The sequence below is a fragment of the Streptomyces sp. NPDC058665 genome (genome assembly GCF_042714995.1).
Lineage (GTDB): Bacteria > Actinomycetota > Actinomycetes > Streptomycetales > Streptomycetaceae > Streptomyces.
Genome location: NZ_JBHXRX010000086.1, coordinates 1 through 14,786, shown reverse-complemented (window position 1 = coordinate 14,786; position 14,786 = coordinate 1). Strand labels below are relative to the sequence as shown.

Genomic DNA, 14,786 nt, shown 5'->3' with positions numbered 1-14,786 from the left:
CCGGCCCCGGCGGGCTCAACCAGACAGTGCCGCTGAACGCGAGTGGACAGGCCTGCCTCACCACCACCTCCCTGTCCACCGGCACCGTCACCGCCGTCTACAACGGCACCAGCTGCGTCGGCGGCTCCAGCGGCTCCGTCGCCGTCACCGTGAACGAGGCGGCGACCACCACGACCGTGACCGCGACCCCCGGCACGTCCGTCTGCGGGCAGACGGTGACGGTCTGCGCCAAGGTCACCACCAACGCACCAGGTTCGGGCACACCCACCGGCACAGTGACATTCACCGGCCCCGGCGGGCTCAACCAGACAGTGCCGCTGAACGCGAGTGGACAGGCCTGCCTCACCACCACCTCCCTGTCCACCGGCACCGTCACCGCCACATACAACGGTGAGGGACCCTGCTTCGCCGGCTCGTCCGGCACCGTCGCCGTCACGGTCAACCCGGCCTCGACCACCACCACGGTCTCGCTCACGCCGAACCCGTCGGTCTGCGGGCAGTCGGTGACGGTGTGCGCGACGGTGACCACCAACGCACCAGGTTCGGGCACGCCGACAGGGACGGTGACATTCACCGGCCCCGGCGGGCTCAACCAGACGGTCGCCGTCAACGCCGCCGGCCAGGCCTGCCTCACGACGACATCGCTGGCCACCGGCACCATCACCGCCCACTACAACGGCGCCCCGTGCTTCACCGGCTCCACCGGCACGGCCACCGCCACGGTCAACCCCGCCACCACCACCACGACGGTCACGGCGACACCGAACCCGTCCGTCTGCGGGCAGACGGTGACGGTGTGCGCGACGGTCACGACCAACGCACCAGGTTCGGGCACACCCACCGGCACCGTCACGTTCACCGGCCCCGGCGGGCTCAACGCGACAGTCGCGCTCAACGCCGCCGGCCAGGCCTGCTTCAGCTCCACCAGCCTGTCCTCCGGCACCATCACCGCCCACTACAACGGCGCCCCGTGCTTCGGGACGTCGACAGGTTCCGTGGTCATCAACGCGACGAGCGTGGCCACCACTCTCACGGCCGCACCCCGGCAGGTCCGGCTGCGGCTCAACGGCACCTTCGTCATCCAGACCATGAACGCGACGCTGAGGAACGCCGCGACCAACGCACCGATCCCCGGCATGACGGTGACCTTCACCGCCAACGCGGTGAGCGGGCCGATCCTGATCGGCACGGCCGTCACCGACGCCGGCGGCGTGGCGACCCTCGCCCCGCCCACCGTCACCGTTCCCGCCACCATCGTGACGGCGGCCACCTACACGGCGTCGTTCGCCGCGGCGGGCTGCTTCGCACGGTCCTCGGTCACGGCGGGCCTGACCTTCGTCCCGATCCCGCCGGTCCCGTAACCCACCCGGCCGCACAGACCGCGTCGGGCCGCACACCGCGGCCCGACGCGGGCGTGCACGCGTCGGGCCGCCGAGGGTGTCGCGGCCCTGCCCGCTCCCGGCTACTTCCGGGGACGCCGCCCCAGGGATGTCTCCTTCTTGCCGACGGCCTTCTTCTTCGAACCGGCCCCTTTCTTGGCGGCGGTCTTCTTGGCAGGTGGCTTCGCGGCGACCGACTTCTTCGTAACCGCCTTCTTGGCCACCTTCGCCGCCGCCGGCTCACGCTTCACCACGAACCCCAGCGTGTGAAAGTGACGGCTCAACCGCCGCCCCAGCAGGAGATACGCCAGGAACGCACCGGTCGTATTCATGATCACGTCGTCCACGTCGAAGGCCCGCCCCTCGACGATCGCCCCCTGCGCCAGCTCGACCACGGTCATCACGACCAGGGTCAGCCCCACCACCCGCAACAGCCGGAACCTGCGCGGCACCAGCACCGGCAGCAACAGCCCGAACGGCGCGCCCATCAGCACGTTCCCGCCGACCTGCTTGCACGCGGCGAGGAACGTGTAGTCCTCGGCGTACTGCCGCAGCGAACGCCCCGGCCGCAGATTGGCCCCGGCGATCTCCGCCGAGGCGGGCGACGGGGTGAGCGTCAACTCCGCGAGTACGGCGGCGAACCCGACGAGCAACACGAGCGCGACCCCGAGCACCACGACCCGCAACACGGCCCCACCCCACGACGTCCGCCAGCTCCCCCGCCCCTTGGCCCGCTCCCCGGTCCGTTCACTCTCAGCCGCCATAGCCCCCACTTGCCCCCAGCGGCCCCGCCTACGCACCTGATCTCCGGGGCTCGGCGAGCGTGGGCCGCGTAACCCCGGCCCCGGCCCGACCGCGTCCGCGTCCCCATCCGCGCCGAAAGCCGGGGCGATGCGCGACACTGGACGTTTGGTCGCGTGTCGTGGCCGTACGAAGGACGAAAGGGCGCAGCTGTGAATGGACCTCTCATCGTCCAGAGCGACAAGACGTTGCTGCTGGAGGTGGATCACGACCAGGCCGACGCCTGCCGTCGTGCCATCGCGCCCTTCGCCGAGCTGGAGCGCGCGCCCGAGCACATCCATACGTACCGGCTGACCCCGCTCGGCCTGTGGAACGCCCGCGCCGCCGGGCACGACGCCGAGCAGGTCATCGACGCCCTGGTGGCGTACTCGCGCTACCCGGTGCCGCACGCGCTGCTCGTGGACGTCGCCGAGACCATGGCCAGGTACGGGCGGCTCACGCTCTCCAAGCACCCCACCCACGGTCTGGTGCTGACCAGCACCGACCGTCCGGTGCTTGAGGAGATCCTGCGGTCGAAGAAGGTCCAGCCGCTGGTCGGGGCGCGGATCGATCCGGACACCGTCGTCGTGCACCCCTCCGAGCGCGGGCAGATCAAGCAGACGCTGCTGAAGCTCGGCTGGCCCGCGGAGGACCTGGCCGGTTACGTGGACGGCGAGGCGCACGCCATCGAGCTGGACGAGCGGGAGTGGTCCCTGCGCCCGTACCAGAAGCAGGCCGTCGAGGGCTTCTGGCACGGCGGGTCCGGAGTCGTCGTACTGCCGTGCGGCGCGGGCAAGACGCTCGTCGGCGCGGGCGCGATGGCGCAGGCGAAGGCGACGACGCTGATCCTCGTCACGAACACCGTCTCCGCCCGGCAGTGGAAGCACGAGCTGATCAGGCGGACGTCGCTAACCGAGGAGGAGATCGGCGAGTACAGCGGTACGCGCAAGGAGATCCGCCCGGTCACGATCGCGACGTACCAGGTGCTCACGGTCCGCCGTAAGGGCGTCTATCCGCACCTGGAGCTGTTCGACTCCCGCGACTGGGGCCTGATCGTCTACGACGAGGTGCATCTGCTGCCCGCGCCGGTCTTCAAGTTCACCGCCGACCTCCAGGCGCGGCGCCGGCTGGGGCTGACGGCGACGCTCGTACGGGAGGACGGCCGCGAGTCGGACGTCTTCTCGCTCATCGGGCCCAAGCGCTTCGACGCGCCGTGGAAGGAGATCGAGGCGCAGGGCTACATCGCGCCCGCGGACTGTGTCGAGGTACGGGTCAATCTCACCGACAGCGAGCGCCTGGCGTACGCGACGGCCGAGCAGGACGAGAAGTACCGCTTCTGCGCGACGACGGCGACGAAGCGCAAGGTGACCGAGGCACTGGTCCGGCGGCACAAGGGCGAGCAGACGCTGGTCATCGGCCAGTACATCGACCAGCTTGACGAGCTGGGCGAGCATCTGGACGCCCCGGTGATCAAGGGCGAGACGAGCAACGCGCAGCGGGAGAAGCTGTTCGAGGCGTTCCGGCAGGGCGAGATCTCGGTGCTCGTCGTGTCGAAGGTCGCGAACTTCTCGATCGATCTTCCGGAGGCGACGGTCGCGATCCAGGTGTCGGGCACGTTCGGCTCCCGGCAGGAGGAGGCACAGCGGCTGGGCCGGGTGCTCCGCCCGAAGGCGGACGGCCACGAGGCGCGGTTCTACTCGGTGGTCGCCCGCGACACGATCGACCAGGACTTCGCGGCGCACCGCCAGCGCTTCCTCGCGGAGCAGGGGTACGCCTACCGCATCGTGGACGCCGACGAGTTGCTGGCCGGCAGCTGAGTCCCGGCGGGGCGGCGGGACCGGAGGGGCTGAAGGGACGTGGCGGGCCGGCACCGGGGTGCCCTCGTGGCCGGCGGCGGGCCCTGCCCGGCCGGACGCCCGCCGCGCCACCCCGCGTACATGAGGAGCGCCAGCGCCAGCAGCACGTATGGCGCTGCCAACAACTGCTGCCACCAGGGCAGTTGAAGCTCCGCCCCGCCCTCGTGCGGTACGAGCCGGAAGGTCCGCGTCGCGAAGACCAGCGCGACCGCCGACGCCGTACGCCAGCGGCCCTCCGCGAGCAGGACCGCCAGCAACGGCACGCACCACACCCAGTGGTGGGACCAGCTGACGGGCGAGACGAGCAGCGCGGTCAGCGCGGTGACGAGAACGCCCCAGGTGTCGAGCCCCGCCCGTACGACGGCTCTGCGCGCCAGCCACAGACCGGCGAACGTGATGCCGACGCAGGCGACCGCCCAGCCGACGCCCGGCTCGGTGGTGTGCAGGGCGCGGGCGAACAGCCCTTGCAGCGACTGGTTCTCCACCGCCCATCCCTCGCCCAGGCGGCCGGTCTCGAACACCCGTAGCGTCCAGAAGTCGAGGCTGGACCGGGGGAGTACGAGCGCGCCGAGCAGCATCGTGCCGATGAGCGACGCGAGGGCGGTGAGCCCCGCGCGTACGGACTCGGCCCGGCCGGTGAGCAGCAGATAGGCGATGAAGAGGGCCGGGGTGAGCTCGACGCCCGCCGCGATCCCGAGGGCGAAGCCCTTGCCGAGGGCGTGGTCGGGTCTGGTCAGGTCCCAGAGGACGAGGCAGGTCAGCGCGAGGCTGATCTCTCCGAAGAGGAGGGTCCGCAGGACGGGTTCGAGCCACAGCCCGAGGGCGACGAGCACGGGGAGGCCGAGCAGGACGGTGGCCGGGACGGGGGTGGGTGCGGGCGTCGGGACGAGGGTCGGTGCGGGCGTGGGGACAGGGGTGACGTAGGCCGAGGCGTGGTGGAGCCGCCCGGCGAACCGCCAGGACAGCCGGACGAGGAGAGCGAGAAGCAGCATGTTGGCCGCGGCGGCAACGGCGTTGAGTGTGGCGGCGGGCAGCCAGGTGGCCGGGACGAACAGGATGGCGGCGAAGGGCGGAGAAGTGGCGGGCAGGCGCCACTCGGTGACCGTGAAGCGGTCGGCGACGGGAACGGGCTCGGCGAACCGGTCGATCAGGGCCGGGCAGGACGCGGCGAACGAAGCGAGCGCGGTCAGCGACAGGGCGAGTGCGCCAACTGCGAGAAGTGACCGGACAGTCACGGTCGGGTACGTCACGGCCGCGACATTAGCGGATCAGGACCCCGGTGGGACGTTGACGACGGTGTCGGTCGAGGGACAGGGGCGGTGCCGGCTCAGCACGGAAGTCGATCGGCGCGATCGGCGGCTCAGCGCAATATGCCCGCCTCCTCCCCGTACTCACCGAGCACGGCCACGCTGAACGCGGCAGTCACGAACACCTTGACCGCACGCACTGCGTTGCCCACCCGGTGCGGGGCGTGCTGGCCGGAGTGAGGGGCGGAACCGAGCGCCGTCGCCCCGCTGCGCGGGGGTCCGACGTGCGCGGACTGGATGGGGGTGAAGGTCGCTGTACTCATACCTCAATGGTCCTTCTCCGCGGACCGAAACACATCGCTCTGCGGGGGGAATCGAAAATGCCCCCTCCGTACGCCTCCAGGGAAGCGGCCATCCCCTGCGAGGACTACACACACGCCCCCGACCCCTACGGGGGTAGCACGCGGAAGTACGTGGAGAACGAGCACCGCACGACCACGAGCACGACGGCCGGGCGTAAAAACCCGTTCGCCCCGCCGTCGCCCGATGACTACACTCTCCCTCTTCTCCCGCCTCCCCCCGAGGAGCGCCGCTGCCCGGTCGGAAACCGGGGGGCTGCCCTGACGTGATCCACCCCCGACGCTCGCCGCCGCCCCGCCCCACCGGGTCGCGGCCCGTCGGCCTGCGTACCTTCCGGAGGCACCACCGTGTCCGCGCACGACCCCGCACCGACCCAGTCGATCACCGGCACAGACACCGCCACCGCCGTCGATCCGCTCCTCGCCCGCGAACGCGCCCACCTCAGCGCCTCCCGCGCCGCCCTGCGCTCCATGCGCGAGGACGTCCAGGCCCTCGACATCCGCGACGTGACGGCGAACTGGGTCAACGCCGCTGTCCTCGAAGCGCAGATCGAGGACCGCATCAAGGCGCTCGCCGACCTCTCCCACACCCCGCTCTTCTTCGGCCGCCTCGACTATCTGCACCCGGTCGGCGCCGACGAGGCCGAGGGCGCGGGGGGCGAGCGCTTCTACATCGGCCGGCGGCACGTCCACGACGCCGACGGCGACCCGATGGTCATCGACTGGCGCGCGCCCGTCTCGCAGCCCTTCTACCAGGCCTCCAGGAAGAAACCGCTGGACGTCGGCCTGCGCCGCCGCTTCGGTTACACGGCCGGCGAACTGACCGCGTACGAGGACGAACACCTCTCAGGACCGACGGCCGACCCGGCCGACCCGACCGAGACCGCCCACTCCAGCAGGCTGCTCCAGGCCGAGATCGAGCGCCCGCGCGTCGGCCCCATGCGCGACATCGTCGCGACGATCCAGCCCGAGCAGGACGAGATCGTCCGGTCCGGGCTCGGCGGCTCCGTCTGTGTGCAGGGAGGTCCCGGCACCGGAAAGACGGCGGTCGGCCTGCACCGGGTGGCCTATCTGCTGTACGCGCACCGCGACCGGCTGGCTCGTACCGGCACGCTCGTCATCGGACCGAACGCCTCCTTCCTCCACTACATCGAGCAAGTGCTGCCCGCGCTGGGCGAGTTGGAGGTCAAGCAGGCGACCGTCGACGAACTGGTGGCGTCGGCGCCCGGCCAGGTGCGCGTACAAAGCGCGGACAGTGCGGCGACGGCCGTCGTCAAGGGCGACGCGCGCATGGCGGAGGTGCTGCGCCGGGCGGTCCGTTCGCACATCACGCTGCCGACGGAGCCGGTGATGGTGGTGCGCGGCTCCCGGCGCTGGCGGGTTCCCGCATACGAACTCGAAGAGCTGGTACGGGAGTTGATGGACCGCGACATCCGCTACGGCGCCGCGCACGACGCCCTGCCGCAGCGCATCGCGCACGCCGTGCTCGTCCAGATGGAACGGTCCGGCGAGGCGCCCGACGACCGCGTGCAGGACGCGGTGGCCCGTAACCCGGCCGTGAAGGCCGCCGTCAAGGCGGTCTGGCCCGCCGTCGACCCGGCGAAGCTGGTGCTGCGGCTGCTCTCCGACGCGGACTTCCTCGCCGAGCACGCGGAGGGGCTGCTCACGGCCGATGAGCAGAAGGCGCTGCTGTGGGAGAAGCCGCCGCGCAGCCTGAGGACGGCGAAGTGGTCGTCGGCGGACGCGGTGCTGATCGACGAGGCGAACGACCTGGTGTCCCGTACGCACTCGCTCGGCCATGTCGTACTGGACGAGGCGCAGGACCTGTCACCGATGCAGTACCGGGCGGTGGGGCGGCGCTGCTCGACCGGTTCGGCGACGGTGCTCGGGGATCTCGCGCAGGGCACCACGCCCTGGGCGACGGCGAGTTGGGCGGAGGCGCTGACGCATCTGGGCAAGCCGGACGCGGTCGTCGAGGAACTGACCGCCGGTTTCCGCGTACCGCGCGAGGTGATCGCCTACGCGTCACGCCTGCTGCCCGCGATCTCGCCGGGGCTGACGGAGGTGGCGTCGGTGCGTGAGTCGCCGGGCTCGCTGGAGGTACGGGCGGTGGAGGCGGGCGCGTCGGACGCGGCGGTGGTGGGGGCCTGCGTGGAGTCGTTGCGCCACGAGGGCTCGATCGGGCTGATCGCGGCGGACGCCCGTATCCCGGCGCTGGCCGCCGCGCTGTCGGCCGCGGGCCTGCCGTATCTCGCCCCGGGCGAGGAGACGACGGCGGCCTCCCGCCTCACCCTGGTGCCGGCGTCGCTGGCGAAGGGTCTTGAGTACGACTACGTGGTCCTGGACGAGCCGTCGGCGGTGGTCGCGGGCGAACCGGACGCCCGCACGGGCCTGCGCCGCCTGTACGTGGCACTGACCCGAGCGGTCTCGGGCCTGATCGTGCTCCACGGCTCCCCGCTGCCGGATGAGCTGGACTCACCCTGGGCGGGGTCGGCCGCGTAGGCGACACTGTGCGAGTGAACTCGAACGATGAGCCCGAGGCGGAGACGGTGGCGACGGCGGGTACGGGGGGTGCGGACGTGGCTTCCCCCACGCGCCGGCTGTTCTGGTCGGCGCTGGCCGTCGCCCTCGCGCTGCTGGTGGTCGACCAGGGCACCAAATGGTGGGCCGTCAGCGCGCTGGGCGACTCCGAGACGATCCCCGTCATCGGCGACGCCATCCGCTTCCTGCTCGTCTACAACCCGGGCGCGGCGTTCTCCATGGGCACGGGCGTGACCTGGATCTTCACGGTCTTCGCGGGGGTCGCGGTGGTGGCGATCGGCTGGTACGCGTGGCGCGTGCGCTCCGTCCCGTGGACGTACGCGCTCGGCCTGCTCCTGGGCGGCGCCACGTCCCACTTCGGTGACCGCCTCCTCCGCGACCCGGGCTTCGGGCGCGGGCACGTGGTGGACTTCATCGACTACGCGGGCTTCTTCGTCGGCAACGTCGCGGACATCGGGATCTTCGCGGGGGCGGTGACGATCGTGGTGCTCTCGTTCAGGGGAATCGAGCCGACGGCCCCCGCGGAGCGAACGGATCACCCGACACCCCCGCCCGCCGCCGAACCGGCGGAGTGACCGCCTGCGGCAAGGCGGCACCGATCGCACCTCAGGCACGACGAAGGGGTGACGCCCCCAGGGCCGGGCCGCACCCGGGCCCGTCTGACGCCGAGGCCGGGAGTAACCGCCCGCGCGTGACCCGCAAACGCGACCACGGCCAGGCGGCCAAAGCCGGAAGTACCCGGCGGGGTCGGCCGCCACCGAACCGGCGGAGCGACCGACCGCGGCAAGGCGGCACCGATCGCACCTCAGGCACGACGAAGGGGTGACGCCCCCAGGGCCGGGCCGGGACTCGCGACGGGCCGGGCCGGGCCACGCCCCGCCCGGCTGATCACCGCATCGGCGCCCGTCCGGCGCCGCCCGCCGGCGAACCCGCAGGGTGATCGGCCACGACCGGCCCGCGCCGAACGCATCCACAGGCACCACGAGATGACGTCGCCCGACAGGACCCCGCCGTCGCTGCGGGCCGGGCTGCGCGCAACGCGCTGGAACCGGCCGCCCGCCCGCACGTACGCCCACCGCGCCTCGCGCACCCGGCACGTACCTGGCAACCGCGCCCCGCCCGCACCTACAGGCACCCGCCCCGCCCCCCGCCTACCCGTCAATCGCCTCGCGCCACTCGCGGACCGTTCGTTCTGATACCGGGGACGACCAGCCGTTCGGGCGGGCCGCGCTGCCGATGTGGAAAGCGTGCAGGCCGCCCGCGCGGAGTTGGGGCAGGTGGTCCAGTCGCAGGCCGCCGCCGACCAGGAGTTCGGGGCCGTAGCCCGGTTCGCCGTCGACCGCCGACGCCGCCTCCGCCAGCAGCACCGCGATGCCCGCGTCGACCCCGCCCGCCGAACCCGCCGTCAGATACGTGTCCAGGCCCGGCAGGTCCGCGAGCTGCTTGCGCAGCGCGTCGCGGTCCGACGCGCGGTCGATCGCCCGGTGGAACGTCCAGCGGCACGGGTCCAGTTCCGCGACCAGCCGCTCCACCGTGACGAGGTCCGGGTTGCCCGCGATGTCGAGGAAGCCGAGTACGAACTCGTCGGCGCCCTCCATCCGCAGCGCACCCACCGCGTTCACCAGCGCCTCCACCTCTTCCGGTGAGCCCGCCGAGAACCCGTCCTGGAGTCTGAGCATCACGCGCAGCGAGATGTCGACGGAGGCACGGATCTTGGCGAAGGTCTCGACCGCCGGGGTGAGGCCGTCCGCCGCCATGTCGGTGACCAGCTCAAGGCGGTCCGCCCCGCCGGCCTGGGCCGCGACTGCGTCCTCGGCGTCGAGAGCGATCACCTCCAGGACTGCGCGCTTGCTCATGGGAAACCATTCCGTTCGGGAGGCCGGTCGTGGGGGGTGCTACAGGTCTAGTCCAATAGGCAGCCTACGATGCCGCACACCGCGTCCGCATCACCAAACCCCCCGCACTTCACATCAGTGACCCCCGGTCCGCACCGTGAACGCCGCCGTCCGCACCTCCCCCTCGTGCCGGAAGTCGAAGAACAGCCGGTACGCGCCCTCGCTCGGCGCCGTCGCCCCGAAGGACACCCTCGCGCCCGACCGCCCGTCCGGATGGACGTGCAGATACGCGAGGTCTCCCGCGCGCAGGGCGACGAGATGGCCGTACGCGCCCAGGTAGGGCTGGAGGTTGGTGACGGGCCTGCCGCCCTTGCTGACCGTCAGTTTGATGTCGCTCGCCTTGCCGGGGGTCAGCTCGCCGTCGAGCGCGACCTGGTAACCGTCGACCTCGGCGGTGGCGCGGACCGGCGGGAGAGCGGACGGTTCGTACGGCCCCGATACGGCGAGGTCCGCGCCCAGTGTGAGGTTCGTCGCGGCAGCCGCGTGCCCGCCGTCGCCGTGCGCCTCACCCTTCTCCTCGGCCCCGCCCGCACCGCCCGGCGTGAAGTCGGCGAACACGCGGTAGTCGCCCGCCTTGGGCAGTTCGACGGGGATCGACCAAACACCGTCACCCGCCCGCACCGGGTGCAGATGACGGAAGACCGTCAGATCGCGCGAGGCGACGATGAAGTGCAGCTCCTTCTCGTGCTCCCGCTTGTACGAGGTGAGATTGCGGTCGTGCCCGTCCTTGATCGAGAACTTCAGTTGCGTACGGGCCCCCGCCGCGATCGCGGTCTTCTCGAGGGCGAGGCGGTAACCGCCGTCCGAGATCTGGAGCCCGCCCGCGGCCGGCTTCGCCGCACCCTCGCCCGCCGAGCCGTCCGCCTCCTTCCCCGCCTCCTTTCCCATGTCCGAGCCCGTCCCCGCCGCATGCTCCCGCTCATGCTTCGCGGGCGGCGGTTTCTCCGCCACGACGGGATCCGTCCCCGTCCCGACCCCGTACGCGATGCCGAACGTCGCGGCGAGCGCGGCGGCGTACGCGGTGATCCTGACTCCGGTGTTCGCGTTGATGTCCATGGTTCGAAGATACCCCTGGGGGGTATAAAGTCAAGCGAGGAACTACCCTTGCTTCAGATAGGGGCGAGGGGTATACCTGGACCAGGAGAGTGGATACCCCCCAGAGGTATCACCCTGGACGCAGAGGAGACGGCGAGTCATGAGCACCACACCGGCAACCGACACACCCACCGGCGCCCCCACCGCCCCGGCCCCCGCCAAGGCCGACGTCGAGCTCGCCATCGGTGGCATGACCTGCGCCTCGTGCGCGGCCCGTATCGAGAAGAAGCTGAACCGCATGGACGGCGTCGAGGCGACCGTCAACTACGCGACGGAGAAGGCCAAGGTCAGCTACGCGCAGGGCGATCTCTCCGTACGCGACCTGATCGCCACCGTCGAGGCCACCGGCTACACCGCCACCGAGCCACCCCCGCCCCGACCCCCGCAGGACGCGCCCGACACCCCCGCCCGCGACGACGACCAACTGCGCCCCCTCCGCCAGCGGTTGATCACGGCCGTCGTCCTCTCCGTGCCCGTCGTCGCGATGGCGATGGTCCCGGCCTTCCAGTTCGAGTTCTGGCAGTGGCTGTCGCTGACCCTGGCCGCCCCGGTCGTCACCTACGCCGCCTGGCCGTTCCACCGCGCCGCGTGGACCAACGCGAAACACGGCGCGGCGACGATGGACACGCTGATCTCGGTCGGTACGTCCGCCGCGTTCCTCTGGTCGCTGTGGGCGCTGTTCTTCGGTACGGCGGGCACGCCCGGAATGACCCACCCCTTCGAGCTGACGATCGAGCGCGGTGACGGCGCGGGGAACATCTACCTCGAAGCGGCGGCGGGCGTCACCGCCTTCATCCTGGCCGGCCGTTACTTCGAGGCCCGCGCCAAGCGCAAGGCGGGCGCCGCGCTCAAGGCCCTGATGGAGCTGGGCGCGAAGGAGGTCATCGTCCTGCGCGACGGCCGCGAAGTGACCGTGCCCACGGGGGAGTTGACGGTCGGCGACCGGTTCGTCGTACGGCCCGGGGAGAAGATCGCCACCGACGGCACCGTCACCGAGGGCACCTCCGCCGTCGACGCCTCCATGCTCACCGGCGAATCCGTCCCCGTCGAGGTCGGTCCCGGCGACACCGTCACCGGCGCCACCCTCAACGCCGGGGGCCGCCTCGTCGTGACCGCCACCCGCGTCGGCGCGGACACCCAACTCGCCCGCATGGCACGGATGGTCGAGGACGCGCAGAACGGCAAGGCCGCGGCCCAGCGCCTCGCGGACCGTATCTCCGCCGTCTTCGTCCCGGTCGTCATCGCGCTCGCGCTCGGCACGCTCGGCTTCTGGCTGGGCAACGGGGCGGGGCTGACGGCCGCCTTCACGGCCGCCGTCGCCGTACTGATCATCGCCTGCCCCTGCGCCCTCGGGCTCGCGACCCCGACCGCGCTCATGGTGGGTACGGGGCGCGGCGCCCAGCTCGGCATCCTCATCAAGGGCCCCGAAGTGCTGGAGTCCACCCGTAAGGTCGACACGATCGTCCTCGACAAGACCGGCACCGTCACCACCGGCAGGATGACCCTCCTCGCCGGCCACCCCGCCCCCGGCACGGACGAGACCGAACTCCTGCGCCTGGCGGGCGCCCTGGAGCACGCCTCCGAGCACCCCATCGCCCGCGCCGTCGCCACCGGTGCCGCCGACCGCACCGGCCCCCTCCCCACCCCGGAGGACTTCGCCAACGTCCCCGGCCTGGGAGTCCAGGGCATCGTGGAGGGCCACGCCGTCCTCGTGGGCCGAGAAAAACTTCTCGCCGAGTGGGAGATCCACCTCTCCGATGACCTGGCGGCCAGGAAGCGGGCCGCGGAGGCCGCGGGCCGTACGGTCGTCGCGGTCGCCTGGGACGGGGAGGCGCGCGGCATCCTCGAAGTCGCCGACGCCGTCAAGGACACCAGCGCCGAGGCGATCCGCCGTCTGCGGGCGCTCGGGCTGACCCCCGTCCTGCTCACCGGCGACAACACCACCGTCGCCGAAGCGGTCGCCAAGGAGGTCGGGATCGACGCCGACCAGGTCATCGCGGAGGTCATGCCCGAGGACAAGGTCGACGTCGTCAAGCGCCTCCAGGCGGAGGGCAGATCGGTCGCCATGGTGGGTGACGGCGTCAACGACGCCGCCGCACTCGCCCAGGCCGACCTCGGCCTGGCGATGGGCACCGGCACGGACGCCGCCATCGAAGCCGGCGACCTCACCCTCGTCACCGGCGATCTGCGCGCCGCCGCCGACGCCATCCGGCTCGCCCGCCGGACCCTCGGCACCATTCACGGCAACCTCTTCTGGGCCTTCGGCTACAACGTCGCCGCGCTTCCGCTCGCGGCGGCCGGACTGCTGAACCCGATGATCGCGGGCGCGGCCATGGCGTTCTCGTCGGTCTTCGTCGTCGGCAACTCGCTGCGGCTGCGGGGCTTCAAGGCGACCGTCTGAGCGGCACGAATGGCCGGGGCACAGCTTGCCCCCTCTGGTCCAGACCAGAGTCTTGACAGGCTGGCGCTTCACTTCTTAGATCAAAGAAGTGAAGCGCTTTCTGTCATAGACATGGCAATCGGCAATCGGGAATCCCGTGCCAACCCCGCCACCCCCCACCCAGGAAGGGATCGTCACGTGCTCACCAGGACACGTCTCGTACGACACCCGCTCCGCCTGCTCCTCCTGCTCGCCGCCCTCCTCGGCCTGGCCGCGCTCCCCGGCACCGGCCGCACCGCGTCGGCGGCCCCGGCGGCCCCGGCGGCCCCGGCGGCCCCCACGGCGCAGAACGCCGCAGACTTCAAGGTCCTCGGCTTCTACAGCGGCACCTGGGACGCCGCGCACATCAACTTCGTTCAAGAGGCGAACAAGTGGTTCCCGCAGACCGCCGCGGCGAACAACTTCTCGTACGAGTCGACCAACAACTGGAACCGGCTGACCGGCACCGGCCTCCAGGGCGTGGACGTCGTCCTCTTCCTCGACGACCTGCCGCAGAGCGCGGCCCAGCGGTCGGGCTTCGAGCAGTACATGCGTAACGGCGGTGGCTGGATGGGCTTCCACGTCTCCGCCTTCACCACGAGCGCCCAGTCGTGGCCCTGGTACCACAACGAGTTCCTCGGCAGCGGCAACTTCAGGTCCAACACCTGGGGCCCGACCACCGCCAAGCTGAAGACCGAGAACGCCTCGCACCCGGCGCTCGCGGGGATCCCGGCGACCTTCACCTCGTCGGTCAGCGAGTGGTACAGCTGGTCGAACAACCTCCGGTCGAACCCGAACATCAAGGTCCTGGCCTCGGTCGACCAGTCGAGCTTCCCGCTCGGTACGGACCCCAACCAGTCCTGGTACAGCGGCGACTACCCGATCCTGTGGACCAACAGCAACTACAAGATGCTGTACGCGAACTTCGGCCACAACGCGATGGACTACAACACCAACACGGGCCTGTCGTCGACGTTCGACAGCGCGACGCAGAACCGCTTCGTGGTCAACGGCCTGAAGTGGCTGGCCGCGCAGTAGCCACCGGCTGAGCCGCCCGCTCTCCCGCTCCCCGCCGCCGAGGCCGGGGCGCCGCGAGCGCAATACGCCGGTTCCCCCGCCCCCCCACCCCTGCCCCCCCCCCCCGCGGCCCCGCCGACCCCGCGGCCCGGCCACGTCTCCCCCACGCCCCGCCCCCCCCCCCCCCCCGCCGCCGGG

Annotated in this window: 10 protein-coding genes and 1 pseudogene; 6 read left to right on the top strand and 5 right to left on the bottom strand. The window is 71.6% G+C overall.

All coding sequences use genetic code 11. From position 1 onward, the window contains the following. Positions 1-1,361: Ig-like domain repeat protein (locus ACFWV8_RS34670; protein WP_384213786.1), on the top strand; the 1,361-nt coding region annotated here is incomplete at its 5' end. A 101-nt stretch (positions 1,362-1,462) separates the two neighbouring features. On the opposite strand, the gene ACFWV8_RS34665 is transcribed toward ACFWV8_RS34670, so the two are convergent. Continuing rightward, positions 1,463-2,068 carry a VanZ family protein gene (locus tag ACFWV8_RS34665; protein WP_384213785.1) on the bottom strand — a complete coding sequence of 202 codons (606 nt, stop codon included), beginning with the start codon at positions 2,066-2,068 and terminating at the stop codon, positions 1,463-1,465. A 264-nt stretch (positions 2,069-2,332) separates the two neighbouring features. Here ACFWV8_RS34665 and ACFWV8_RS34660 point away from each other — a divergent pair, with 264 nt between their 5' ends. Further along, the gene (locus tag ACFWV8_RS34660) at positions 2,333-3,976 is read left to right on the top strand and encodes a DNA repair helicase XPB (protein ID WP_329386183.1); all 1,644 of its coding nucleotides are present in this window, start codon (positions 2,333-2,335) and stop codon (positions 3,974-3,976) included. On the opposite strand, the gene ACFWV8_RS34655 is transcribed toward ACFWV8_RS34660, so the two are convergent. Together ACFWV8_RS34655 and ACFWV8_RS34650 are read right to left on the bottom strand one after the other, a co-directional pair. Beyond that, on the bottom strand, positions 3,934-5,265 hold the full coding sequence (locus tag ACFWV8_RS34655; protein WP_384213782.1) for a glycosyltransferase 87 family protein: 1,332 nt from the start codon (positions 5,263-5,265) through the stop codon (positions 3,934-3,936). The genes ACFWV8_RS34660 and ACFWV8_RS34655 overlap by 43 nt on opposite strands. A 110-nt stretch (positions 5,266-5,375) precedes the next feature. After that, positions 5,376-5,585, bottom strand: a complete 210-nt coding sequence (locus ACFWV8_RS34650; RefSeq protein WP_384213780.1) for a hypothetical protein — start codon at positions 5,583-5,585, stop codon at positions 5,376-5,378. Between the two features lie 507 nt (positions 5,586-6,092). Here ACFWV8_RS34650 and ACFWV8_RS34645 point away from each other — a divergent pair. Together ACFWV8_RS34645 and ACFWV8_RS34640 are read left to right on the top strand one after the other, a co-directional pair. Further along, entirely contained in the window at positions 6,093-8,123 is a 2,031-nt protein-coding gene (locus ACFWV8_RS34645; protein ID WP_384213809.1) for a HelD family protein, read from the top strand. Positions 8,124-8,137: 14 nt separating this feature from the next. Further along, positions 8,138-8,737, top strand: coding sequence for a signal peptidase II (locus ACFWV8_RS34640; protein ID WP_384213778.1), 600 nt, complete (start codon positions 8,138-8,140; stop codon positions 8,735-8,737). A 576-nt stretch (positions 8,738-9,313) separates the two neighbouring features. Here the strand turns inward: ACFWV8_RS34640 and ACFWV8_RS34635 are convergent. Beyond that, positions 9,314-10,018, bottom strand: coding sequence for a copper homeostasis protein CutC (locus ACFWV8_RS34635; protein ID WP_384213776.1), 705 nt, complete (start codon positions 10,016-10,018; stop codon positions 9,314-9,316). A gap of 114 nt (positions 10,019-10,132) precedes the next feature. Further along, positions 10,133-11,113 carry a hypothetical protein gene (locus tag ACFWV8_RS34630; RefSeq protein WP_384213774.1) on the bottom strand — a complete coding sequence of 327 codons (981 nt, stop codon included), beginning with the start codon at positions 11,111-11,113 and terminating at the stop codon, positions 10,133-10,135. 139 nt (positions 11,114-11,252) lie between these two features. Here ACFWV8_RS34630 and ACFWV8_RS34625 point away from each other — a divergent pair, with 139 nt between their 5' ends. Both ACFWV8_RS34625 and ACFWV8_RS34620 read left to right on the top strand, forming a co-directional pair. Next, positions 11,253-13,553 carry a heavy metal translocating P-type ATPase gene (locus tag ACFWV8_RS34625; RefSeq protein ID WP_384213772.1) on the top strand — a complete coding sequence of 767 codons (2,301 nt, stop codon included), beginning with the start codon at positions 11,253-11,255 and terminating at the stop codon, positions 13,551-13,553. Positions 13,554-13,664: 111 nt separating this feature from the next. Further along, a pseudogene (locus ACFWV8_RS34620) lies at positions 13,665-14,597 on the top strand (ThuA domain-containing protein); the annotation flags it as partial. Between the last annotated feature and the right edge of the window lie 189 nt (positions 14,598-14,786).